This window comes from Novosphingobium endophyticum, assembly GCF_014640675.1.
GTDB classification, from domain to species: Bacteria; Pseudomonadota; Alphaproteobacteria; order Sphingomonadales; family Sphingomonadaceae; genus Novosphingobium; species Novosphingobium endophyticum.
On the sequence record NZ_BMHK01000015.1, the window covers coordinates 1 to 22630 of the forward strand.

Annotated in this window: 20 protein-coding genes; 3 read left to right on the top strand and 17 right to left on the bottom strand. The window is 63.9% G+C overall.

The annotated features are described in order from the left end of the window. Positions 1-590: 590 nt before the first annotated feature. Genes IEX32_RS12000 through trbL form a run of 5 tightly spaced genes read right to left on the bottom strand, consistent with a single transcriptional unit; the run spans position 591 to position 4976 of the window. On the bottom strand, positions 591-824 hold the full coding sequence (locus IEX32_RS12000; protein WP_188771778.1) for a DUF2274 domain-containing protein: 234 nt from the start codon (positions 822-824) through the stop codon (positions 591-593). Continuing rightward, positions 811-2052 carry a TraB/TrbI/VirB10 family type IV secretion system protein gene (locus IEX32_RS12005; RefSeq protein ID WP_188771779.1) on the bottom strand — a complete coding sequence of 414 codons (1242 nt, stop codon included), beginning with the start codon at positions 2050-2052 and terminating at the stop codon, positions 811-813. Before IEX32_RS12005 ends, IEX32_RS12000 begins: the two co-directional genes overlap by 14 nt. Continuing rightward, positions 2049-2882 carry a P-type conjugative transfer protein TrbG gene (gene trbG / locus IEX32_RS12010; RefSeq protein WP_188771780.1) on the bottom strand — a complete coding sequence of 278 codons (834 nt, stop codon included), beginning with the start codon at positions 2880-2882 and terminating at the stop codon, positions 2049-2051. The genes IEX32_RS12005 and trbG overlap by 4 nt, the downstream gene beginning before the upstream one ends. Then, positions 2879-3673 (bottom strand): conjugal transfer protein TrbF, encoded by a 795-nt coding sequence (gene trbF, locus IEX32_RS12015; RefSeq protein ID WP_188771781.1) that lies wholly within the window; start codon positions 3671-3673, stop codon positions 2879-2881. The genes trbG and trbF overlap by 4 nt, the downstream gene beginning before the upstream one ends. 4 nt (positions 3674-3677) lie before the next feature. Beyond that, entirely contained in the window at positions 3678-4976 is a 1299-nt protein-coding gene (gene trbL / locus IEX32_RS12020; protein ID WP_188771782.1) for a P-type conjugative transfer protein TrbL, read from the bottom strand. A 637-nt stretch (positions 4977-5613) separates the two neighbouring features. On the opposite strand from trbL, the gene ltrA reads away from it, so the two are divergent. Continuing rightward, complete coding sequence (gene ltrA, locus IEX32_RS12025) at positions 5614-7140, top strand: group II intron reverse transcriptase/maturase (RefSeq protein ID WP_229736345.1); 1527 nt, start codon at positions 5614-5616, stop codon at positions 7138-7140. Between the two features lie 269 nt (positions 7141-7409). Here the strand turns inward: ltrA and trbJ are convergent, their stop codons facing one another. The 9 genes from trbJ to IEX32_RS12070 all read right to left on the bottom strand — a co-directional run bounded on the left by trbJ (position 7410) and on the right by IEX32_RS12070 (position 16552). Next, positions 7410-8159 (bottom strand): P-type conjugative transfer protein TrbJ, encoded by a 750-nt coding sequence (gene trbJ / locus IEX32_RS12030; RefSeq protein ID WP_188771784.1) that lies wholly within the window; start codon positions 8157-8159, stop codon positions 7410-7412. Beyond that, positions 8156-10621 carry a conjugal transfer protein TrbE gene (trbE, locus tag IEX32_RS12035; RefSeq protein ID WP_188771785.1) on the bottom strand — a complete coding sequence of 822 codons (2466 nt, stop codon included), beginning with the start codon at positions 10619-10621 and terminating at the stop codon, positions 8156-8158. Before trbE ends, trbJ begins: the two co-directional genes overlap by 4 nt. After that, entirely contained in the window at positions 10615-10887 is a 273-nt protein-coding gene (locus IEX32_RS12040; protein WP_188771786.1) for a VirB3 family type IV secretion system protein, read from the bottom strand. Before IEX32_RS12040 ends, trbE begins: the two co-directional genes overlap by 7 nt. Next, positions 10884-11225, bottom strand: coding sequence for a TrbC/VirB2 family type IV secretion system protein (locus IEX32_RS12045; RefSeq protein ID WP_188771787.1), 342 nt, complete (start codon positions 11223-11225; stop codon positions 10884-10886). The genes IEX32_RS12040 and IEX32_RS12045 overlap by 4 nt, the downstream gene beginning before the upstream one ends. Positions 11226-11229: 4 nt before the next feature. Beyond that, entirely contained in the window at positions 11230-12216 is a 987-nt protein-coding gene (gene trbB / locus IEX32_RS12050; protein WP_188771788.1) for a P-type conjugative transfer ATPase TrbB, read from the bottom strand. After that, on the bottom strand, positions 12213-12611 hold the full coding sequence (locus IEX32_RS12055; protein WP_188771789.1) for a YlcI/YnfO family protein: 399 nt from the start codon (positions 12609-12611) through the stop codon (positions 12213-12215). The genes trbB and IEX32_RS12055 overlap by 4 nt, the downstream gene beginning before the upstream one ends. 2 nt (positions 12612-12613) lie before the next feature. Beyond that, complete coding sequence (locus IEX32_RS12060; RefSeq protein WP_188771790.1) at positions 12614-14656, bottom strand: conjugal transfer protein TraG; 2043 nt, start codon at positions 14654-14656, stop codon at positions 12614-12616. A gap of 352 nt (positions 14657-15008) precedes the next feature. Beyond that, positions 15009-15581 carry an OsmC family protein gene (locus IEX32_RS12065; RefSeq protein ID WP_188771791.1) on the bottom strand — a complete coding sequence of 191 codons (573 nt, stop codon included), beginning with the start codon at positions 15579-15581 and terminating at the stop codon, positions 15009-15011. Positions 15582-15619: 38 nt separating this feature from the next. Further along, the gene (locus IEX32_RS12070) at positions 15620-16552 is read right to left on the bottom strand and encodes a hypothetical protein (protein WP_188771792.1); all 933 of its coding nucleotides are present in this window, start codon (positions 16550-16552) and stop codon (positions 15620-15622) included. 248 nt (positions 16553-16800) lie between these two features. On the opposite strand from IEX32_RS12070, the gene IEX32_RS12075 reads away from it, so the two are divergent. Both IEX32_RS12075 and IEX32_RS12080 read left to right on the top strand, forming a co-directional pair. Next, positions 16801-17778: an AraC family transcriptional regulator gene (locus IEX32_RS12075; RefSeq protein ID WP_188771793.1), complete on the top strand. Its 978-nt coding sequence runs from the start codon at positions 16801-16803 to the stop codon at positions 17776-17778. After that, positions 17775-18806: a GlxA family transcriptional regulator gene (locus IEX32_RS12080; RefSeq protein ID WP_188771794.1), complete on the top strand. Its 1032-nt coding sequence runs from the start codon at positions 17775-17777 to the stop codon at positions 18804-18806. The genes IEX32_RS12075 and IEX32_RS12080 overlap by 4 nt, the downstream gene beginning before the upstream one ends. A gap of 152 nt (positions 18807-18958) precedes the next feature. Here IEX32_RS12080 and IEX32_RS12085 read toward each other — a convergent pair whose 3' ends face one another. The 3 genes from IEX32_RS12085 to IEX32_RS12095 form a co-directional block, all read right to left on the bottom strand. Further along, on the bottom strand, positions 18959-21193 hold the full coding sequence (locus IEX32_RS12085; protein ID WP_188771795.1) for a methyl-accepting chemotaxis protein: 2235 nt from the start codon (positions 21191-21193) through the stop codon (positions 18959-18961). A 739-nt stretch (positions 21194-21932) separates the two neighbouring features. Further along, positions 21933-22319: a type II toxin-antitoxin system death-on-curing family toxin gene (locus tag IEX32_RS12090; protein ID WP_188771796.1), complete on the bottom strand. Its 387-nt coding sequence runs from the start codon at positions 22317-22319 to the stop codon at positions 21933-21935. Positions 22320-22323: 4 nt separating this feature from the next. After that, the gene (locus tag IEX32_RS12095) at positions 22324-22551 is read right to left on the bottom strand and encodes an AbrB/MazE/SpoVT family DNA-binding domain-containing protein (protein ID WP_188771797.1); all 228 of its coding nucleotides are present in this window, start codon (positions 22549-22551) and stop codon (positions 22324-22326) included. Positions 22552-22630: the final 79 nt, after the last annotated feature.

Genomic DNA, 22630 nt, shown 5'->3' on the forward strand with positions numbered 1-22630 from the left:
GTGCTGAGGAGAAAGCCTAAACTATGCCGAGCCAATTACCGGTAATACATTGGCGCACCGAGGAATCCTAAACCCACTCGGCATAGTCCGCCGCTCGGCATAAGTTCCACGCTCGCACAACCTGAAATTCCTGCGTTCGCTGGCCGAGGACAAGGAACCGCGCCTCGTCGCCAGTTGGCCGCGCGCGACCAGGCTGGACCGGCGCCGCTTCGAGCTCGCCAAACGCGCGTACGTCGAGGCCAGGTACTCGGCCAGCTACGAGATCGGCAGCGACGATCTCGTAGCCATCACAAACGCAGTTCGATCGCTGCGCGACAAGGTCGAGGCAGTGTCGCGCGAGTGGCTCGATGGGCTGCGCCAGAAGGCCGAATTATAGCGCATCGAGGAAGGCGAGCAGCCGGTCCCCAGGCTTATAGCGCACACCCTTCTGTCCCTTGAACGTTGACCCGGGCCAGCGCCGCCTCCTTCAGCGCGAGGTGAGCGTGCAGACGAGCCTGGGTCATCGTGACGGATTCATGGCCGAGCCAACGCGAGCCCGACCCTGCGCTTGACCTCGTCGATCCGGATCAATCGGTCGCGCTCCTGCTCGGTCATGTCGCCCCCTCCTTCTCCAGCTCGGCACGCGCCCGGGCAAAACCGCGGTCGCTTTCCAGAAACGCCGACAGGATTGCCGGGATCAGTTCTGCGACGGGTTCTTCTCGCCCATAGGTCCGGGCATAGATCCGCGCGTAGTCCTGCAGCGCCGCATGAAGGTCGGGCATCATGGAAATCGAAACCTTCACAGGCGTGCGGTCGGGAATGCGGGCAAGCTTAAGGTCGGACATGATCGGGCTCCTTGTGCACCCTTGGAGGGAAGACGAGATCGCGCCGAACGATCAGGCGCACCGGCGTTCCGGGCCGGATCGTGACCGTCGGCGGGATATTCAGGTTGTGCTGGGCAAGCTGATCGCCTGCTCGCGCGATATTCGTCTGCGCCGCCTCGCGGATGGCCTCAACGAGGTCGCTTTCACCCGACACCGAGAGCTGGGCACCGACGCCAAGCAATGTGGAAATCGCGGCGCCTTTCAATAGCCGCCAGGTGTAAAAATCCACCTTGTCGGCGAGCCCCGCATAGCCCGACGGATCGGCCGCCGGCATGTTGTCGAGGCGCATCGACCTTCCGTCCGGCAGGATCAGCCTTTGCCACACCACCAGCGCGCGCCGCTGCCCGAATGCGACGGCGCTGTCGTACTTGCCGACAAGCCGCGCGCCCTGGGGAACGAGCAGGACCTGACCAGTCGCGGTGTCGTAAGCGTTCTGCGTGACCTGCGCGATGACCATCCCGGGAAGATCGGAATTGAGACCGGTCAGGAGGCTGGCGGCAATGACGCTGCCGGCCACGAGCGAATTCGGCGATGCAGGCCCGGAAAGACGATGCGGATTGATGTCCCCACCGTCATCGAGCGAGGCGACGAACTTTGCCTTGTGATCCTGCCCATGGGAACCGCTCCCGGCATCGGCAGGCGCAAGTTCCGGCACACGAGGCGCGGGCAGCGCCACCGCGTCACGCGCTGCCGGACCTGCCGCGGGCGGCCGCCCGGATTGAACAAGCAATGCCGATTCTCGCGCCGCCCGGAGTTCGGCCGCCTTGCGCTGGCGCTCGGGCATTGCAGCCTCGACTGCACTGCCGGGATAGCCTTCCTGCGCGGCCATCTCGCGCTGCCGGGCCCGCAGGATGGGACGCCCCAGATCGCCTGGAAGCGGCGGCCCGAGCCTGGGCACGCCCGCATAATTGTCGGGGAGGCCCTGGGCCACTTCGTTCGCAGGCCTGGCACCAGGCTGCGACAGCTCGCTTTGCTGCGCCGCCTGCCGCACGATCCGCGGCTCGAGCGCGATCCATGCCACGGCCACCAGCGCCGCCGCGCCTGCTGCTGCCCCTGCGATGATCACCTCACGGCGAAAGCGGATCGCGCGCGGCGGCCGTGCGCGAATGGCCAGCGTCTCCGGATCGACCTTCGGCGGCGGGGAAGGCGCCTTGGCCTCCTCGCTGGCGGCAGCTTGCTCTTCGCTCACGATTGCCCCCGCTTGCCTAGCCCGCGGGTAATGCGAACGACCTGCTGCTTCTTTCGTCCGAGACGCAGTTCGGCAACGTCGAAGATGCGGTCGATGACGTAGAAGCGCCCGCGCATGCGGTAGTTGACGAGCTCGGCCTTGCCTTCGGAGCCGATCAGGAAGAGCGGAGGCGCTTCGCTCGCCCCGATCGAGACCGGAAATTCGATGAAGGTCTGCCGCCCGTCGTCGAAGGCGCGCACCGGCCGCCATGTTGGCCTGTCGCCGGAAATGGAATATCCGAAGTAGAACTGCTCGATGCTGAGGCCAGAGGAGACGGGCCTTGCCGCTTCGGCCGCCGCCCGCGCCCGCTGGTAGGCCAGAAGTTCATCGCGGGGATAAGTCCAGGACAGGGCCGCCATGGCCCCTTTGACAGCGCTGGTAAGGTGCAGGTGATAGGCGCGCCGATCGGTCGTGATGACGAGATTGGTCGACAGGCCGGCGCTGAACGGCTTGACCAGAACATGCGTTCGCTTGCTTTCTCCATTGCCGCTCGTGGTATCGCCGATCACCCAGCGCGCCGTATCGCCGGCAGCGACCGCGATGAGCGCCTCGCCCGGCTGCAGGGCGATGTCGGTGACCATGCCGGGCGCGGTGTAGGCGTGATAGAGAGCGCCGTCGGACCAGAGATAGACCTGACGTGCATTGATGAAGGCTTGCCCTTCCGGCTCGATCGTCGCCTTGCGTATCGCCTCGGCAATGGTCTGGACCGGCGAGACCTGCGCAATCCTGGCGTATGCGGAGCCTGGATGGGCAGCACTGGCAATCGCCGATGCGAGGAGAAATGTCTTCATGGCTGGACCTCCATCAATGTGGTGAAAGCGGCAGGATCAGGAGCATGCGGTGAGCGGGCATCGATGGCGCGTCGGACTGGGCGCGCCGGGGCCGCCGTGTGCGTTTGCGGCTCAAGTTCGCGGCTCCAGTCGATGGCATCGACATAGATCCCGAGCGGGTTCTTCCTGAGCGTTTCCGCGTCCCTGGGCGGTTTCTCGGCCACGGTAAGGATCGCGGTCCACTTGCTGGTGCCGGCCGGACTGCCGCGTTCGAAGACGCTCTCGGCCCATTTGACCTGGAAGCTCTTGTCCGAGGCGCGCACGACGCTGGTAACCTCGACCGAAACGGTGCGCTCGCCGATCCGCGTGAGCGCGCCCGACGAGCGCGCATAGGCGCTCAGAAACCCGGCCCCGCGCGTGGTCGCAAAGTCATAGGCCTCGAGCCAGTGCCGGCGCATGACGACCGGATCGAGCGACACGCCGCGCACGTGCCTGATGAACCTGGAAAGGGCCCAGGCGATCTGCGGGTCGGTCGGCCTGTAGCCCGCTTCGGCTTCGCTGATCGCGCGCGGCTCGCCAAGCCGGTCGACCGCGACGACGTAAGGTACCACGCGGCTGTGCATCGATTGCCAGACGAGCGCTGTGGACATGAGGCACGAGAGCGCGAGCGCGCCAAATGCCATCAGCCGCCAGTTCCTCGCCTGTACTCGCGCACAGCCGATCCGCTCGTCCCAGAGCTGCCCTGCCCGCTGCCAGGGCGTCTCGGGCTGAGGAGTCCGCCCGTAGGTCTGGACGCTGCGCTTGAATCGCATGGCTCTATTCGCTCCTTTCCTTGATGTCCGGGGTCATCGCGCCGCCGCCGCGGTCGCCCTGCTGCAGGGCATGGACGGCAAGCTGCCGGTGGTGCCGGGCGGTCTGCCGGTTTTGCAGCGCCCTCGCCCAGGCGGGCGCCGTCTCTCCTCCCCCGGAAGCCGGAGGAGGAGAGTTCGCGTCATTGAGAGCATTCCACGCAGCCTTGCGCCCGCGCTGCGCCGCCTCACCGAGGCCAAACGCGTCCGATGCAGCGCCGCGCGCCGTCCTTCCGGCTGCCCGCACAGCGCCGCCGAGCCCGGCGGCCACGCTGGGCGTGGAGGCGGTTTCCCTGCCCAGCGCATAGGCGCTCGATGCAGCCGAACCCATGGCCGTACCGGCGCGAAGGGCGCCAAGGGCGCCGCCGCCGAGAAGCCGCGCGCCGCCGATCGCGCCGCCGCCTGCCAGCATGGCGGTCCCGCCGGCTCCAAGCATCGTACCGAGCGCAGCGCCCGCGCCGAGTTGCGGCGCACCCGAAGCGAGGCCGCTCGCGACCGAGGGGGCGAAAATGCCGAGTCCGAAGAGCGCAAGACTGGCGAGCACGAGGCTCATGGCCTGGCCGATGTCGGGCTCCTGGCCCTGCAGCGCCGAGGTGAACTGGGCGAAGAAGTTCGATCCGATGCCGACGATAACGGCGAGCACCATGACCTTGATGCCCGAGCTGACGACATGGCCCAGTACCCGCTCGGCCAGGAAGCTGGTGCGATTCCAGAGCGCGAAGGGAACGAGGATGAAGCCGGCAAGGCTCACCAGCTTGAACTCGATGATGGTCACGAACATCTGCACCGCGAGGATGAAAAAGGCGATGATGACGAGCGCCCAGGCAAACAGCAGCACCGCGATCGTCAGGAAATTGTCGAAGAAGCTGGTAAAACCGAGCATCTGCGAAGCCTGGTCGAGCAGCGGCCAGGCGGCGGAAAAGCCGGTGCCGGCAAGCCGGCCGGGTTTCAGAAGATCGCCCGCCGACAGCACGCCGCCACCTGCGGTAAGCCCGGCTTGCGCAAAGGAGCGGAAGATCACGTCCGCCAGTATGGAAAAGCTGTTCAGGATGAACGCGAAGGCGCCCACGTAAAGGATCTTGCGGATGAAGCGCCCAAGGACGTTGTCCTCGCCGCCCAGCGCCCAGAACAGCCCGGCGAGCGTTATGTCGATGCCGATGAGCGTGGCCGTGAGGAAGCGCACATCGCCGCCCAGCAGCCCGAACCCGCTGTCGATGTAGCGGATGAAGGCGATCATGAACGCATCGATGACATTGAGGTCGTTCATGTGCGTCAGGTCCTAATCAAAGAAAGGAGTGCTTTGATTTTATTGCTGTTTTTGATCTCGCAGGGTGCAAGACCCTGCGCGCCGTGTGACGCAACATGCGGTGACGAGCGGTGGGTGAGTCGAGCCGGGTGCTTCCGGTGAGGCATAAATCAGCAGAACCCATAAAAGTCGGACAGACGGGGACTTCCGATCCCGTGGCTGGTCCGGCGAGCGAGCTTGCCATGGCAAGGGAAACCGAACCGATGGTGGAAGCCCCGGTAGACTTGAACATCCGCCAACTCGGAAGTGGGCGGATCGATCTGTGGTGCGAACCGCAGATCGGCGGAGCGTTGGTCCGTGGTGTGGATGCACGGACTGGGGGTGCGCGGCGTGCCGCGCGCCAGCCTCGACACGAGCTTGCGGTGTGTCGTGGCCAGAATCCGCACGGGGTAAAGTCGGTGCCTAAAACAGGCGAGAGATCAATTACGGAACCTGAGAACCCTGCCATCGCTCCCGGCGTCTCCAAACGTCGGGCGGCTGAAGCGACCAGCGATCGCGGTGATGGGGGGCGGAGCCTTCGTAGTAGTCCGAGGACGGGAAAGCCGTTCACATGGCGAAGGGAGGCAGTGGGTACAGAGAGCAGGCAGGAGGTGGACTTATGTCCGATGAGGTGAATACCTCGTTCGTCCTCGACATGCAGCGCAAACTGTATCGGTGGAGTCACGAAGACCCTGACAAGGTCTTTGCTGATCTGTTCAATATCGTATGCGACCGCAGAATACTGACCGCAGCTTGGGAAAGGCTTGTCCGCAATAGCGGCAGCAAGACTCCGGGCACGGATGGTATGACGCGGCGCGTGGTCGAAGAGCGCCCCGGTGGTGCGGAAGGGCTGATCGAAGAAGTTCGCGAGGCCCTTCGCAACGGAACCTATCAACCGCAACCCGTCAGGCAACGGCTCATCCCGAAGCCCGGCAAGCCGGGGAAGTTCCGCCCGCTCGGCATTCCAACGCTCATCGACCGACTGGTACAAATGGCTTTGAAGCTGGTCTTGGAGCCCATCTTCGAGACGGATTTTTATCCGACCTCGTACGGGTTCCGCATAGGCCGGAGCACCCACGACGCACTCGAGAGGATCGTGAAGGTCCTTCACCCGACAAAGCGCGGACCCTCGGTCTATCGCTACGTCATCGAGGGCGACATCAAGGGATGCTTCGACGCCATCGATCATCACGTCATGATGGAGCGTGTGCGCAAACGCATCAGCGACCGCAAGGTGCTGAAGCTGATCCTCGCGTTCCTGAAAGCCGGCGTGATGGTTGAAGGGACCGTTCGTCACCCCGTAACGGGCTCGCCCCAAGGCGGGATCATATCGCCGATGCTGTCGAATATCTACCTGACAGCTCTCGACGAGCGATATGGACGATGGTCCCAGCGACCTCGCGAACCATATATAAATGCTGCTGCCCGCAGGGTCAGAGACCATAAGCGGCGCAGAACGGTGTTCTATATGGTCAGATACGCGGACGACTTCGTCGTTCTCGTGGACGGCACGAGGGAGCAGGCGGAAGCGGAAAAGCTCGCGCTGGCGGAGTTCCTGAAAACGGAGCTTCGTATGGAGCTGTCGGTTGAAAAGACCAAGATCACCGACGTCAGGGAAGGCTTCGGCTTCCTTGGCTACCGGGTGGCGCAGACAAAAGCCCGCAATACGGGTCGCCGTGTCGGCAACCTCTTCATCCCGAAGGGCAAGCTGAACGACCTGCGCTACAAGATCAAGGCCTTGGTGAAGCGAACTTCCACCGGAAGCATGCTCACCACTCTGATCAACAAGCTCAACCCGGTCCTGTTGGGTTGGAGGAATTACTACCGGTATGCCACAGGTGCTTATCGGGCGTTCCACCAGCTCGACTTCTGGATCTGGGAGCGCGTTGGGCGCTGGCTGAGAAAGAAGCACGGAGACGCGTCGTGGCCGGTGGTGCGACGTGGCTTCCATCACAGCGCACCGGGAAAACGGCGGCAGTGGACCGAAGGGACCACTCGGTTGCGGTTCCTCACTGAGGGACGGACCTGTCGCTACCCGACCCAGCTTATTACGAAACCGAATGGATGGGATGCGCCCCGAGAGGCCAGACACCGCGCCAGCGTGCGCGGCTTCTGGGATGCGTTCCACAGCCTCAGACATGTCTGAGGCCCACCCCTGCGCGGCCCCCCGTGCAGGCATGGAGAGCCGGATGCGAGGAAACCCGCACGTCCGGTTCGGAGGAGAGTATGGAGAAACTTGTCTCCGAGAGGGGATGTAGCGCTTCATACTTATCCTACGGGCGCTTGGACTTTCCTTCGATTGTGGCGGCTCGGTGCGGGACGCGGCCGGGGACTTGACCGCGCCCCGCGGAGTGCGGCGGCGGGAGAGGCATGCCGCCGCCGCTGACCGGATCAGGCCTCAGGCCCGGTGGGGGGCTAGTCGGACGAATAGGCCGATCCGGATCCCAGAAACTTCCGGGTAGCGGCGCGGGCGTCGATACGCGCCTGTTCGCGGTTGGCCTCGCGAACCGCATCGGCTCGGTACTGCGCGGCCATGAGCTGCTGGATCTGGAACTGCTGCTTGGCGGTAAGCGCGAGCAGCTGGTTGGTGGCCTGACCGACCTGAAGCGCGCCGCGGGCATTCTGGCTGCGCGCGGCGATCGCATCGAGGATCCGCGCATCGGCCGCGACGTTTTCGACGATCTGCGCCTGCACGCCCATCGTGCGGCGATAGGCTGCCATGGCCGTCTCGAGCCGCTCGCGCGCGGCAAGGACGTGGCCCTCGAGGCTGAGAGCCTTGTCGAAGCCTTCCGGATAGAGCCGGCGATACTGTTCATCGAGACTGGCGATCCGGAAGCGGATGCCCTGCGCCTGGCCCATCAGTACATCGACCTGCTGCAAGGTCTGGGTGATCGCCTCCAGTTCGGGAAAGCCGATCGTCTCAAGGTTCTTCGCCTGGTTGATCAGGCTCTGTGCCTCGTTCTGAAGCGAGCGGATCTGGTTGTTGATCTGTTGCAGCGTGCGCGCGGCGGTGAGCAGGTTCTGCCCGTAGTTCGATGGATCGAACACGACGAAGGCATGAGCAGGCCGGCTCGGCACCGACATCTCGATGGCAAGCACACCCGCCGCGGCCATGGCGAGCGCGGCAGCGCCAGTAATCGTGCGGGGACGAAACGTGATTCTCATAGGACTTCTCCTGCAGGCTGGGGATTTGAACGGGGATTTTTGCAAGGAAACGCGCGCACCAGGTCGGCCGCCCAGGCGGTGCCGGCCGCGGCGAGGAAGCGGGCGAGAAAGTCTTTGCTACCGTGCGCGGCAAGCTGGGCACCGATGCGGGCCTGCGCGTCCGGATCCGAAGCGCCGCAAAGCGCGAGCGCAACCGGACCAAGGCCAAGTTCGAACAGCCGATTGCCGCGTGCCGATTGCAGGTAGTAGTGGCGCTTGGGAGCCGCCCGGCTGATCAGTTCGATCTGGCGCGCATTGAGCCCGAAACGCTCGTAGACGTCCCGGCTTTGCGGTTCGATCGCGCGGTCGTTGGGCAGCAGTATCCGCTGCGGACAGCTTTCGAGGATGGCCGGGGCAATCGCCGAGCCGGCGATATCGGCCAGGCTTTGCGTCGCGAAGATGACCGCGACGTTCCTCTTGCGCAGCACTTTGAGCCATTCGCGGATCCGCGCAGCGAACAGGGGATGATCGAGGAATATCCAGGCTTCATCGAGGATGAGCAGCGTCGGGCGGCCGTCGAAGCGCTCCTCGAGACGGTGGAACAGATAAGTCAGCACCGGCGCCACTGCGCTCGCCTGCCCCATCAGCGTCTCAGTCTCGAAGCACTGCACATTCGTCAGACGAAGCGATTGCTCCGCAGCGTCGAGGAGCCGCCCGTAAGGCCCGTCGATCGTATAGGGAGACAGCGCCGTGCGCAGCGCATTGGATTGCAGCAGCAGTGCGAGCCCCGTGATTGTCCGTTCCTCCGCCGGCGCCGAGGCGAGGCTGCCCAGGGCCGACCAGAGCTGATCCTTGATCTCGGGGGTGACCGTGACGTTTTCCTGCGCAAGCAAGGCGGCAAGCCATTCGGCCGCCCATGCCCGCTCGGCGGGTTCGTCGATCCCGCGCAAGGGCTGGAAGGCCAAGGCGTCGGCACCATCGCCGCCGAGACCCAACGCATGGTGCGCCCCGCCCATCGCGAGCACCGCCGCGCGCGCCGAAAGGCCCTTGTCGAAGATGTAGATCTGGGCCTCCGCGTAGCGCCGGAACTGGAGGGCGATCAGGGCCAGCAGCACCGATTTGCCCGCCCCGGTCGGTCCCGCCACCAGCATGTGACCAACATCACCGATGTGGGTCGCCAGGCGAAACGGTGTCGATCCGGATGTCTGCGCGTAAAGCAGCGGAGGACCGCCGAAATGCGCATTGCGCGCCGGGCCTGCCCAGACCGCCGGGAGCGGCATGAGATGCGCAAGGTTCAGCGTGTGAACGAGCGGTTGGCGGACATTGGCGTAGACATGGCCGGGAAGCGAGGAGAGCCAGGCCTCGACCGCATTGACGCGCTCGCGGATCGTCGTGAAGCCGAGACCGCCCAGGATCCGTTCGATCTTGCGAACCTTGCGTTCTGCTGCCTCGCGCTCGGCATCCATGACGGTGATCGTGGTGGTGAGATAGCCGAAAGACACATGATCGCCGCCAAGCGCCTGGAGCGCGAGATCGGCATCGGCGACCTTGTTGTCTGCATCGCTGTCGAGAAGCTGCGCGGGGCTGTTGTACATCACCTCGCGCAGCAGCGCCGTCAGCGACTTGCGCTTGTTGAACCATTGCCGGCGCACCCTCGTGAGCGCCTTTGTCGCCTCGGCCTTGTCGAGCGCGATGAAGCGCGTGACCCAGCGGTAGCCGAAATCCTGGTGGTTGAGCGCATCGAGAAGCCCGGGCCGGCTGACATTGGGAAAACCCAGGACACTGAGCGTGCGGATATGCTTGTCGCCGAGCCGTGGTTCCAGGCCGCCCAGCAGCGGCGTATCGACGAGGAGGCCGTCGAGGTACATCGGCGTTTCGGGGACGGCGACGTCATGGGGGCGCTGAGAAATCGTGCCATGAAGGTACGTGAGCGTTTCGGCGCTGGAAAGCGCGCGCACTTCCGGCATGAAGCCCTCGAAGAGGTCGAGCACGCGGTTCGTCTCGGCAACGAAACCGGCAAGCGCGCCGCGCCAGTCCCTTCCCTTTGTTTCGTCCGAGCGCTCGACCAGCGAGCGACCCGCCGCGTCCTGGCTGTCGGCCGGCGGCAGCCAGGTGAGCGTCAGAAAGTAGCGGCTTTCAAAGTGCGCGGCCTCTGAGAGAAAGGCCGCGCGCCGTTCCTGATCGACGAGCCAGCTCGCTGCGTCGGGAAACACGCTATCCGGATAGGCGGCCGCCTCGCGCCGCTCGGCTTCGAAGAACAGCGCCCAGCCCGATCCGAAGCGCCGCAACGCGTTATTGGCGCGCGCCGCGATTGAGACGAGTTCGGCCTCGGTCGCCGATTCCATATCGGGGCCGCGGAATTCGAGAACCCGCAGGAAACTGCCGTCCTTGTTGAGGATCACGCCCGGCGCGACCAGCGCCGCCCAGGGAAGGCGATCGGCAAGGCGCGCGGCGCGGCTGCGGTATTCGGCAAGGTTCAGCATGCCAGATATCCCTTCTGGCGCAGATGGCGAAGCAGGACCGGCGCAAAGTCGGGATCGCGCCGGGCGGCAAGAACGGCAAGGCTGTGCCCGGCCGCCCAGATGATGAGGCCCGCCAGCCATTGCTGGAGACCGAGGCCGACGGCGGCAGCCAGCGTGCCATTGAAGATGGCGATACCGCGCGGCGCGCCCCCAAGGAGAATCGGCGCGCCCAGGCTCGCATGGACTGGCACTTCGAAGCCTTCGATATGCTGGTCGGCCCAGGTCATGCGATCAGCGCTCCGCCGCCGAAGCTGAAGAAGGAGAGAAAGAAGCTCGAAGCGGCAAACGCGATCGACAGGCCGAAGACGATCTGGATCAGCCGCCGAAAACCGCCGGCCGTTTCGCCGACGGCCAGGGTCAGGCCGGTCACAATGATGATGATCACGGCAACGATCTTGGCCACCGGCCCCTGCACCGACTCCAGCACCTGCTGGAGCGGCTCTTCCCAGGGCATGCCCGAACCGGCGGCATGGGCCTGGCCAGTCACCGCGAGCGAGAGGACCAGCACGCAGCCTGCGCCGAGCGCTCTGCGGCCTGCGGAAAAAGCGGCGTGACACGTCTCCATGGGATCAATCTCCTGTGCTTTGGGCGGAAGGAAGCAGATCGAGCAGCCGATAGTCGCTGCTGTCCGGATCGAGCCCGGCCACGCGCGCGATGGTCTCTATCCGGCGCTCCAGGCCGCGTCCGGAAATGAAGACGATCATGTCGATGGCATCGGCTATGAGCGGCCGGGGCACGCGCACCACCGCCTCCTGCACCAGGCTCTCGATCCGGTAGAGCGCGGATCTCGCGCTGTTGGCATGGACAGTGGCGATGCCGCCCGGATGCCCCGTGTTCCAGGCCTTGAGCATGTCGAGGGCCTCGGGCCCGCGCACTTCGCCCACGATGATGCGGTCGGGCCGAAGACGCAGCGTCGAGCGCACGAGATCGGCGATGGTGACGGCCCCGAACCGGGTGCGCAGCGCCACGGTGTCCGGTGCGGGGCTTTGCAGCTCGCGGGTATCCTCGATGAGGATCACCCGCTCGTCGAGCTCGGCCATTTCCGCCAGAAGCGCATTGGCAAGCGTCGTCTTGCCCGAACTCGTGCCGCCGGCCACCAGAATGTTCTTCCGGTCGCGCACGGCCCGCCCGAGCAGCCGCGCGGCTTCGGTCGGCACGATGCCGGCCGATGCATAGTCGGCCAGGGTATAGATGCGCGCGGCCGGCTTGCGGATCGCAAAGCACGGCGCCGGCGAGACCGGCGGCAACAGGCCTTCGAACCGCTCGCCCGCGCCGTGGCCATGAGCAGGCAGTTCTGCGGAAACAATCGGCCGCTCGGCGTGGACTTCGCCGCGCCCATGCGAGGCAACCAGGCGGATGATCCGCTCGACTTGCGCAGCGCCGAGCCGAAGGCCGGTGTCCACCCTGCCCTGCCCGAGGATGTCGAGACGCAGTGCGCCGTCGGGATTGACCATGATTTCGATGACGCCGGGATCGCCAAGCGCCGCCGCGATCGCCGGTCCCATCGCGGTGCGCAGCATGGCGCGCGAGCGGGCCGCAGAGAGAGCGGCGCTCATTGGTCGCGCCCCTGTTCGAGCGTGCGCTGACCGGCTGCGATCTTGCGCGCGACCTGCGAAAGGAAAGCCTCGAACCGCTTCGCGCCGGCTGCGCGTCCCGCTTGGTCGCCTGCTGCCAATGGGGGATTGATCGTCAGCTCATAGCGGATGAAGAGGGCAAGCGTTTCAAGTTCGATGTGGCTGTCCCGCACGAGCCGGTCGAGCAGGCCGGCAATGCGGTCGAGCCGCTGACCGAACCGGTCATCGAGAGCCGAGCGGCCCTTGCGGTCGAGCCAGGCCGTTACGGCCTCCGCCAGGATGGCAGATTTAGTCACGCCGGGCTTCTTGGCCAGGACTTCCAGCCTCTTGCTCACGTCGCCGGGCAGGAACAGCTGATGGCGGATCTTGCCTGCCATCGTCACAGCCCCAGCTCGACTTCGTCAGGATGACGTTCGGCCGCCGCGATTCCGTAGGCAGTCCGGACCACGGCGTGCTGGCGGCTCTGGTCCATGGCCTTCTGCTCGGCCGCAATGTCGTCGTCCTCGGCGCCCATGCCGAGCGGATCCGTGGTCACCTCGGCTTCGGCGGGCGGTGTTTCGATCTCATGGCCGGGCTCACGCGCCTGTTCGGGGCCGCCGGTTTCGGCGCTCTCGGGCTCGCCTTCCTGCGCCTGCAGCCGTTCGTCGGCATGAGCGACCTGCTTGGCCCAATCGTCGGGCCGTGCCGGCGGCAGGTCGCGGCAGCCTTCAGGATCGAGGCCGGGCGGCGGGAGCACGCGGCCGGAAAAGGCCTCATCCTCGAAGTAGCGCAGTTTCTTCGCGCGAATGGGAGCCATGCCCGAGACCAGCACCAGTTCCTCGCTGGCGGGAAGCTGCATGACTTCACCGGGCGTCAGGAGCGCGCGCGCCGTCTCCTGCCGGCTGACCATGACATGCGAGAGCCACGGCGCGAGGCGGTGCCCGGCATAGTTGCGCATCGCGCGCTGCTCGGTCGCTGTACCCAGGGCATCGGAAACGCGCCTGGCGGTGCGCTCGTCGTTCGTGGCGAAGGCGACGCGCACATGGCAGTTGTCGAGAATCGAATTGTGCTCGCCGTAAGCCTTTTCGATCTGGTTCAGGCTCTGCGCGATGAGGAACGCACGCACGCCATAACCTGCAAGGAAGGCAAGACTGGTTTCAAAGAAGTCCAGCCGGCCCAGCGCAGGGAACTCGTCGAGCATCAGCAGCAGCCTGTGACGCGAACTGGCCATCTCTTGCACACCGTGCTCTGCATGGAGCTGCTCGGTCAGGCGCCGGCCGATCTGGTTGAGGATGAGGCGCACCAGCGGCTTGGTGCGGCTGATGTCCGAGGGTGGCACCACCAGGTACAGCGATACCGGGTGCTTGCCTTCGATCAGGTCCGCTATGCGCCAGTCGGAGGCGGCCGTCACCGCCGCGATCATGGGGTCGCGGTAGAGGCCAAGGAACGACATGGCCGTCGACAGAACACCCGAGCGTTCGTTTTCCGACTTGTTCAGCACCTCACGCGCGGCCGAGGCAACGACCGGATGCACCCGAGGAGCCTTGTCGGTCCCGAGATGATTGGTGACCATCATCGCGCGCAGGGTGGCCGCGAACGGGCGCTGCGGATCGGAGAGGAAAGATGCAACGCGCCCCAGGGTCTTTTCTTCCTCGGCATAGAGCACATGGAGAATCGCGCCGACGAGCAGCGAGTGGCTGGTCTTTTCCCAATGGCCGCGCCTCTCGATCGCGCCTTCGGGATCGACGAGAATATCCGCGATGTTCTGGACGTCGCGCACCTCGCATGCGCCGCGCCGGACCTCGAGCAGCGGGTTGTAGCGCGCAGAGGCGGCGTCGGTCGGATTGAAGAGGAGGCAATGCGAAAAGCGCGCGCGCCAGCCGGCCGTCAGCTGCCAGTTTTCTCCCTTGATGTCGTGGACGACCGTGGATCCGGACCAGCCGAGAAGGGTCGGGATGACCAGGCCCACGCCCTTGCCCGAGCGCGTCGGCGCAAAGGCCATGACATGTTCCGGACCGTCGTGGCGCAGATAGGCCGCGCCCATTCGCCCGAGGAAAACACCGCGTTCGGCAAACAGGCGGGCTTTTCGGATTTCCTGGATTTGTGCCCAGCGTGCCGAACCGTACGTGGTGACATGCCGCCGCTGACGCGCCCGCCAGAGCGAGCCGAAAATGGCCGCTCCGCAGCCGGCCAACCCGCTGGCGGCTGCGATCGCGCCGGCCTTGTCAAAGACGCTCGGCGCATAGGCATCGTAGTGAAACCACCAGCCGAACAGGGCCCATGGGGCATAGACCGGGACATTGAAGAGCCTGAACCACGCTGCTCCAAGTTCGGGCTGATAGGCCAGCGATGCTGCGGCCCACTGCGTCGCGAACCACACGCCGGAAACAGTGATGGCCATCACCACCAGCATCTGGCCGATCAGGAGTTTGGTAGGCGTCATGCGGGGCCTCCGCCCGCATCGGGAATCGATTCCGCGGGCTCGGTGCCGAGATTCGCAAATTCAGGGCCGGAAGAGCAGATACCCGCTGGTGCCGCAGGCTCCCTCTTCAGGGAATCTCAGCTCGTCATGACGGCGCACCGGCATGCTGCCAGGAATTTCGCACGGTCGCGACAGTGGGCGAATCGAGACCCATCCGGGCCAACCAAGGCGGCGCACCTGGGCTGAACGCTATCGCCGTTCAGCAGATCGGGCGCAGCATCTGCGGATTTCAGGTGACCGCTTATGCGGCCGATATTTCATGTCGAGCCCGGCACGACCTTGACGGAAAGGTCGTGCCGGGAAGTTGGGTCTATTACTCGACAGTCAAACTCGATTTCAGTGCGATAGGGTTGGCGATGTTGTAGTAGTTGGGCGACGTTGCCATGACGGCTGCGTGGATTTCCTCGAACTGCTCGGGAGTTCCGTCACCCTTGATGCGAACCGTGTAGGCGAGGGTTTCGTATCCGCGCGCCACGGCATCGTCGAGGCCGAGGAAGCCGCGCAGGTCGATGTCGCCAGCCGTCTCGATCTCGAGGCTTTCGAGCGTGATACCCCGCAAGGCGCATTGCGCTACATAGCCCACCGTCATGCATGCATTGAGCGCGGCGATCAGGTGCTCCTGCGGATTGGGGTAGCGGTTCGAGCCGCCGAGTTCGCAAGGCTCGTCGATGTCGATCGTGAACGGACGCTCCACGTGCTCGCCTGCCATGTCGAAACCGTCCACCCGGCTGCGGCTGTGCGTCTGTCCCTGCCATTGGGTCGAAACGCGCCAGCGGGTCGCTCCATTGGCGGGATCGGCGGCAACGCCCGACACCAGTTGCTTGAGGTCGTCGACATTGATGCCGTTGACGATTTCGGGACGGGTCGTTTCGGTCATGGTATTCATGTTTCTTCTCCTTCTCCTGCAAATTGACACGGGCAGTTTCACTTCAGACCGGCGAGGGCCTGCCCGATGCGGTTCATCTGCTCTTCGGTGACCATTTCGCTCAGCACCTTGCCGAAGTGCGGGTGGTGAGCGCCGGAATGGATGTACTGCCAGCGGTAGGCCTTGAGGAACGCGGCCTCGATTGCTTGCCTTTCGGCGGCATTGACCGGACGGCCGCACGTCTCGGCGAAGTAGGCCGCATCGGCCGCCGCCTGCACCTGCAGAATGCCGTCGACCGCCGCGACGAGCGCGATGAAGTCGTCGACGCCCTGGTCCCGCTCCGCCTCGCTGACGCTGGCGTCGTGCCGCTTCAGCTCCAACTCGTCGAGGATCGCGTGCTGGCTCTCTTCCTTCCAGTGATAGAGGAAGACGTCCTTCCAGAGCGGCGAGAGATGCCTGTCGGAATCGATGCTCTGCCGGTAGTGAGCCTGGGTGAACAGTTCGATGTCGAGCGTGAGCATCAGGACGGCCCAGGTGCTCTTGCTGAGAACCGCGCCGGCAACGCCGTCCGGATCGATGTCGAAACGGTAGCCTGCGGGCATCACTGTGCCGATCATCCCGTCGATGCGGCGGAACAGGGCCTGGTGCTTGAGTTCCTCGTCACTGAAGCGCACCAGCGCTTCGAGAGCGACCTGGTCGCCGAACCAGTAATCCCGGCTCAGTTCGAGGATCTTGGCGTTGATGTAGCGTTCGACGAGCCCGAAGATGTTGGCGTAGGTCCAGCCTTGAATCTGGCTGACGAAACGCTTCTCTTCTTCGGACAGGCCCGGAAATTCATCGACGAGCGAGAGGCCGTCGGGAAGGAACTTCTCGCTTCGGTCGAAGCTGCGGCCGCGAATGACATCGTCTTCGATGTCCCAGCGGACTCTTTTCGAAGCGCTGATGCACCGTTCATAGCGGTTGGCTTCCTTGATTTCGCACATCGCGTTCATTGTCTTTCTCCTTTGGGGACTGGCGGCGCATCAATGCCGCCCTGGCCCCAATTCTAGGTTGCTCGTCCGGTCTGATCAGGGCCGTTTGCGACAGAACCGATCCATTCGTGCCAGAATTGATCTGGGGTCGGGGCACAGCTCACTGCACCGGGCTGATGCTTTGTTTTGGTCTCGCGGCGCGGTTCGATCTATGATCACCCTGCCGGCAGGTCTGACTGAAACACCTGATCGCGAGGGAGAGGCGGGCGATGGACGCGCTTTCGGACGTATTGCGCATCGCAAGACTGAAGGGAGGCGTATTCCTCCATGCCGAATTCACCGAGCCGTGGTGCATCGCGGCCCAGATGGTGCCGGAGCTGTGCGCACCCTTCATGGGACCGGTCGAGCACCTCATCCCCTATCACTACGTCGTCGAAGGCGAACTCCTGGTGCGGATCGCGGACGGTGACGTCGAACCCGTGCGGCTAGGGGCCGGCGAAGTCGTGCTCGTTCCGCACAACGACGTGCATCTCATGGGGAGCGCGATCCGCGGCACGCCTGTTCCTGCAGGGGACATCATCTGCCCTCCCCAGGGTTGCGGCCTGTTCTCGGTGCGACATGGCGGGGGCGGGAAGGCAGCCCGCGTCGTATGCGGTTTCCTCGGCTGCGACGGAGCCAGGAACAACCCTGTCCTCTCCACCCTGCCGCCGTTGCTCGTCCTCAATGTCGATGAAGGCGGCGGAGCGGAGTGGATCCGCTCAACCTTCCAGTTCGCGGCCGATGAGGTGGCAAGCGGGCGTCCGGGATCGGAGGCAGTGCTGTCGAAGCTGTCCGAACTGCTCTTCGTCGAGGCGATCCGGCGCTATTCGCTGGCGATGCCCGAAGGACAGACGGGCTGGCTCGCGGGCCTGCGCGATCCGTACGTGTCACGCGCAGTTGCGCTTTTTCATGGCGATCTCGCGCGTCCGTGGACGATCGATGATCTGGCACGTGAGGTGGGATTGTCCCGCTCGGCACTCGCGGAGCGTTTCGTCAGACTGCTGGGCGTGCCGCCAATCCAGTACCTTGCCAACTGGCGCATGCAGGTCGCCTCGCAGGAACTGCGCAATACGGCAGCTTCGCTGGCGCAGATCGCCAACGTCGTAGGCTACGATTCCGAGGCGGCCTTTTCGCGGGCGTTCAAGCGGGCGTTCGGCAGCGCACCGGCAAGCTGGCGCAAGAGCGCCGTGTCTGCGCAAGCAGCATGAGCGGGCCACCGCCACTCGAGGCCCTGATCCTTGCCCTGCCGGAAACCGCCGGCTCGGCGCTTTACGGCATGATCGACGTGCTCTCCGCCACGGGCACGCTGTGGGAACAACTCGTCGCAGAGGATACCGGCGCGCGGCGAATAGTGCCGCGAATTGTGGCGCACACATCGCATGCATTTGACTGCGGAAACCGCATTCCCGTCCAGCCCGACTTCAGCGTCGGCGACAATCCCCAGGCAGATGTCATCATTCTTCCGGAACTCTGGCTGGCGCCGGACGATGACATGCATGGGCGGCACCGAGAGGTCGTCGAGTGGATCCGGTCTCGATACCTCGGCGGCAGCATCATCTACACGGCATGTTCCGGCTCGGTTCTGCTGGCTGCCTCAGGCTTGCTCGATGGCCGCGAGGCAACCTCGCATTGGGCCTACCGGGATCTGTTCCGGACGCGTTTCCCGCAGGTATCGTTCCGGCCGGAACCGAACCTTGTGTTTGCCGATCGAACGGGACGGATTGTGACCGCCGGAGGAACCACGTCATGGCATGACCTCGCAATCCACATCATCTCCCGCCATTGCAGTCCGGGCGAGGCTCTGCGCATCGCCAAGATCTACCTGCTCAAGCTGCACGGTGAGGGACAGCTCCCCTACACAAGCCTCGTGCGTCGCCAACCGCATGCCGATTCCATCGTGCGCCGGGCCGAGGATCTGCTACGCGAACATTTCCGCGAACTCACGGCCCTGTCGCTGGTCATCGCCGAATGCGGTATTCCCGAGCGTAGCCTCAAGCGCCGCTTCAAGGCGGCAACGGGATTGACCCTGATCGCGTACATCCAGAACCTGCGCATCGAGGAGGCCAAGCGTCTGCTTGAATGTGAGGATATCTCCGTCGAAGAGGTTGCCGTGGCCGTCGGGTATGAGAACTGCGCCTTTTTCCGGCGCCTTTTCAAGCGATGCAGCGGGCTGACGCCAGGTGAGTACAGGAGGATGTTCGCCTCGATCGGCGTAACGCCTGCTATCGAGGGGTGAAGGTGAACAATTCGTGATGATGGCGCAGATGTCAAACGACGAGCGCGGTATGGACGCGAGGTCCTGGCTGGAGCGCCGCCACGCAGACCTCCGCACAGCGGGTTAGTGCCTGGCGGCGATTTCAGCCTCGAGTCTGGCGAAGGGCCCAATGGTCACAAGCAACCAGCCTTCACTCCCACCATTGCGCTCTTCGGCTTGCGGCTCGAGCGCAGATTGCACTGCTCGAGCGGCGGCGCAAGGTGCAACGAGGGCGCAATGGACCGTTCACGGGCCGTGGCTCGGTCATCCGATGGTCTCGAGTGCAGGCGGAAGCGCGAAACCAGGCCGGCCAAGTCGTCCGCTTCGCTTGCGAGGCTGCGAGATGCCGCAGTGCTTTCCTCGACCATGGCGGCGTTCTGCTGGGTCATCCGGTCCATTTCCCCCACGGCCACGTTCACCTGCTGCAGATTGACTGCCTGCGTCTCCGTTCCGGAGGCGATCTGCTCGATCGACCCGTTTATGGCACCGATATTGCCGACGATCTGTTCGAACAATTCGCCCGCCTCACCCACGAGGCGAACGCCCTGGGACACCTGACTGCTCGAGGTCGTGATCAGCGTCTCGATGTCTTTTGCAGCGTCAGCCGAACGCTGCGCCAGCGCCCGCACCTCGTTGGCAACCACCGCGAAGCCCTTTCCGGCCTCACCCGCACGCGCGGCTTCGACCCCTGCATTGAGCGCCAGGAGGTTGGTCTGGAAGGCAATGCCGTCAATCACCGCGACGATCTGGCCGATCTCCTGAGAACTCTTCTCGATGGCATCCATCGCCGTAATGGCGTTGCGCACGATCTGCCCGCCGTCAACGGCCTCTTGCTGAGTCGACCCAATTGTATTCTTGACATCGCCGACATTGTTCGCGGTGTTGCGGATGCGCGCAGTCGTCTCGCGCATGGCGGCCGAAGTTTCTTCAAGTGCAGCGGCCTGTTCCTCGGTGCGCTGTGCAAGATCCTCCGATGCCCTGCGGATTTCGGATGAACTGACGTGAACGCTTTCGGCCGTGTCCGCCACTTTGGATAGATTCCTCTCGAGACCTTCCACTGTGGCGTTGAAGGCTCTGCGGAGGCCTTCATACTGCTCGGCGAAGGGCTCGATGATCGAATAGGTAAGATCGCCAGCCACCAGCCGTTTGAGGCCCGCTTCGAGCCCGATGACGACTTCTTGCTGCTGTTGCTGGGACAGGGCGAGCGCATGGTCGGCTTCTCGCTTGGCGACGGCCGCTTCCTGGAAGTGAACCACCGATCGCGCCATTGCGCCAATCTCATCTCCGCGGCTTGCGCCGGGAACCGTATTGTCGAGCTTGTCCCGGACCAGATCGCCCATTGCGGCATTAAGCTTGCGGATTGTGGAAATGATGTCGTGCGTGATGGCCCAGCTCAGGATCAAGAGGAGCAGCATCAGGCCGCCGACGGTGACCGCCGACGTGTTGCGCTGGGAAACGGCGTCGGCGGCTTTGCGCGTGGCGCTGCCAAGCAAGTCTTCAGCCATCGCGTCTTCGGTATGCTTCAATGTCTGCATCTTTTCCGTCGCCGTCTTGAACCACAGGCCGGCATTTTGCCCGCCAGCTCCGGAAAACGCCTTCTGCCGCCACTGCTCCACCTGAGCGAAGATGGGCTGGGCCTGCGTCGTCTCGATCTTCGCACGGATGCCGGGACGGGCGACGGCTTTCACCGCTTCCAGATCCGCGTCTTCCCGCGCGACAATCTGTGCAAATTTGACAAGCGTCACGCTATTCCAACCCGCGCCGAAGCCCATAGCCCCTACGGCTCGCTCAAGTCCCGCCTGGTCTTTGGCAATCAGATAAAAGTAGTAGGCGGAAATATCCTGCAACGAATCCGGATCGCGCACTTGCGTGAGCACCGCGCGAATGGAGTGGAAAAATGCCACGTCGATCCCGGTGAAAAAAGTGGCGGCAACTGCCGGCTCGATCGAGCGTCCATCAACCTTGGCGCGCATCTCATCGACTTTGCCGGCAGCTAGCAGCGCATCTTGCAGGGCTCGGTTGAACTTCGGATCGATGCGATCGACGTCGTTCTCGTCGATCACTTTGCGCAGCCCAGCAAGCTGCTCGTCAGCCTTCCGCCGCTGGTTCAGCAAAACATCGCCAAATTGCGTTCCATCGCTGCTGATATATCCGACACTCGCGCCGCGCTCGACCTGCAATTCATGAACGAAAGCGCTAGCGGCAATGGCCACTTTCGTTATCGCGACAAGTTGATTCTGTTCGGTCGCCTGCTTGTCCAGGCGCTGGACTTCGAGCGAGGCTGTGAACAGAAGGGCTGCCAGCGGCAGCAACACGAGTCCCAGTATCTTGGTCCGAATGGTAATCCGTTGCAGCAGCGCCATAATCATCATCTGGCATCCTTTTTTTACGCATTCTTCGTGCGGTGACCCAGCCGCCCGTATGACCGAGAATGGTAAATATCCTGTGGCAAGGGCTCTATGGCTGCTGCATCGGCAAGCGCTGACCCCGTCGAAATTACTGCGGAAAGCCCCTACGACCACCGCCCCACGCCCTCGGTTCGGCCCGGCACACGTACTCCCGGTTGCGGCGCCCCGAAGTCTTGCTCAATACCGGCCTATCGTCGCTGCCAGGTGACGATGAATGATCGACAGCGATCATGGAACAGTTTCGAGCCCGGAAACGGCGGCTCTGTCTGCGGCCACGATCTTACTCAAGCGAAACGCCAGTCCACCCAATAGCGCGAGGGCGCACGATCACGACGCCATTCTTGTCGAGCCGGAACATACCCATAGGCACATTAGTTGATGAATGATTGTGGACTTTCGTTCACAGCCTGAAGAAGGAATGATGAAATGCGAGGTATCCTCGGCCTCATCGTAACCGTGGTGGTGATCGTGATCTTGCTGAGAATTCTGGGCGTAATGTAGCACTTTCACCGACCCTGCAATGCGCGTATTCGAATCTGCACGATGTGAATCGCCAATGCGTTTCGAAGCCGATAGGCGAGCGAAACCCACGGGAGTGGGTGGATGGGTGGGGTCAGGTCCCGCGCCGATGCACAAAGAATGAACCGATGGCGGCTTTCAGACTCCCGGCAATGAGCGTTAAACGTCCATGTCGGCGGGGCTATGACTGTCTTGACTCGAACCACTCGGCCACGTCCCGCTCGCTCAGTTTTCCAGCGGCAAGCTTGAGCACCATGTGAACAGCTTCCTCCGGCTCGAATGAGACACGGATATCGTTCAAGACCAGAAACAAACGGGCGAGCACCCAAGCAGTACGCTTGTTGCCGTCCACAAATGGATGGCTACGCGCGACTCCATATGCGTATGCGGCGGCCAACGTGCACAATTCTGTTTCGCCATAGACCCACTGGTTGCGAGGGCGAGCAAGCGCCGAGTCCAGTGCAGGAGCGTCCCTCAGGCCGATCGGCCCACCATGCTCGGCGAGTTGGCGATCGTGAATGGCAAGCGCCAACTCGGTCTCGATCCAGACCGGCTCGTGTGATTGCATCGTCTTACTTGGCTAGAACGCGCAGGATATCCCTGTCTTCACGCATGATCCGTTCTGCCAGGGCCATCTTGGCTTCGAATGAAGGGTCTGCGGCGGTAATCCGGATACCTTCCGGCGTTTCCGAAACGTACAGTGTGTCGCCCACGCTCGCGCGAAGCTTGGCGAGCAGTTCCTTGGGTAGCACGACCCCGGCAGAATTGCCGATTTTGGTTATCTTGAGACTCGCGTTCATACAATGGTTATAACATAGAAAGTGCCAATCTCAAGAGGCGCATCCTTCACAGTGGCCAGCCGGCCCTTGGAGCAGCACC

Excerpts from the sequence above, each read along its gene's own strand:
- trbG (WP_188771780.1), bottom strand. The coding sequence starts at position 2,882 with ATGAAGACATTTCTCCTCGCATCGGCGATTGCCAGTGCTGCCCATCCA.
- ltrA (WP_229736345.1), top strand. The coding sequence starts at position 5,614 with ATGTCCGATGAGGTGAATACCTCGTTCGTCCTCGACATGCAGCGCAAA.
- IEX32_RS12060 (WP_188771790.1), bottom strand. The coding sequence starts at position 14,656 with ATGACGCCTACCAAACTCCTGATCGGCCAGATGCTGGTGGTGATGGCC.
- trbE (WP_188771785.1), bottom strand. The coding sequence starts at position 10,621 with ATGCTGAACCTTGCCGAATACCGCAGCCGCGCCGCGCGCCTTGCCGAT.
- IEX32_RS12040 (WP_188771786.1), bottom strand. The coding sequence starts at position 10,887 with ATGACCTGGGCCGACCAGCATATCGAAGGCTTCGAAGTGCCAGTCCAT.
- trbL (WP_188771782.1), bottom strand. The coding sequence starts at position 4,976 with ATGAACGACCTCAATGTCATCGATGCGTTCATGATCGCCTTCATCCGC.
- IEX32_RS12070 (WP_188771792.1), bottom strand. The coding sequence starts at position 16,552 with ATGAACGCGATGTGCGAAATCAAGGAAGCCAACCGCTATGAACGGTGC.
- IEX32_RS12065 (WP_188771791.1), bottom strand. The coding sequence starts at position 15,581 with ATGAATACCATGACCGAAACGACCCGTCCCGAAATCGTCAACGGCATC.
- IEX32_RS12085 (WP_188771795.1), bottom strand. The coding sequence starts at position 21,193 with ATGATTATGGCGCTGCTGCAACGGATTACCATTCGGACCAAGATACTG.
- IEX32_RS12000 (WP_188771778.1), bottom strand. The coding sequence starts at position 824 with ATGTCCGACCTTAAGCTTGCCCGCATTCCCGACCGCACGCCTGTGAAG.
- IEX32_RS12055 (WP_188771789.1), bottom strand. The coding sequence starts at position 12,611 with ATGGCAGGCAAGATCCGCCATCAGCTGTTCCTGCCCGGCGACGTGAGC.
- trbF (WP_188771781.1), bottom strand. The coding sequence starts at position 3,673 with ATGCGATTCAAGCGCAGCGTCCAGACCTACGGGCGGACTCCTCAGCCC.
- IEX32_RS12080 (WP_188771794.1), top strand. The coding sequence starts at position 17,775 with ATGAGCGGGCCACCGCCACTCGAGGCCCTGATCCTTGCCCTGCCGGAA.
- IEX32_RS12045 (WP_188771787.1), bottom strand. The coding sequence starts at position 11,225 with ATGGAGACGTGTCACGCCGCTTTTTCCGCAGGCCGCAGAGCGCTCGGC.
- trbJ (WP_188771784.1), bottom strand. The coding sequence starts at position 8,159 with ATGAGAATCACGTTTCGTCCCCGCACGATTACTGGCGCTGCCGCGCTC.
- IEX32_RS12075 (WP_188771793.1), top strand. The coding sequence starts at position 16,801 with ATGGACGCGCTTTCGGACGTATTGCGCATCGCAAGACTGAAGGGAGGC.
- IEX32_RS12090 (WP_188771796.1), bottom strand. The coding sequence starts at position 22,319 with ATGCAATCACACGAGCCGGTCTGGATCGAGACCGAGTTGGCGCTTGCC.
- trbB (WP_188771788.1), bottom strand. The coding sequence starts at position 12,216 with ATGAGCGCCGCTCTCTCTGCGGCCCGCTCGCGCGCCATGCTGCGCACC.
- IEX32_RS12095 (WP_188771797.1), bottom strand. The coding sequence starts at position 22,551 with ATGAACGCGAGTCTCAAGATAACCAAAATCGGCAATTCTGCCGGGGTC.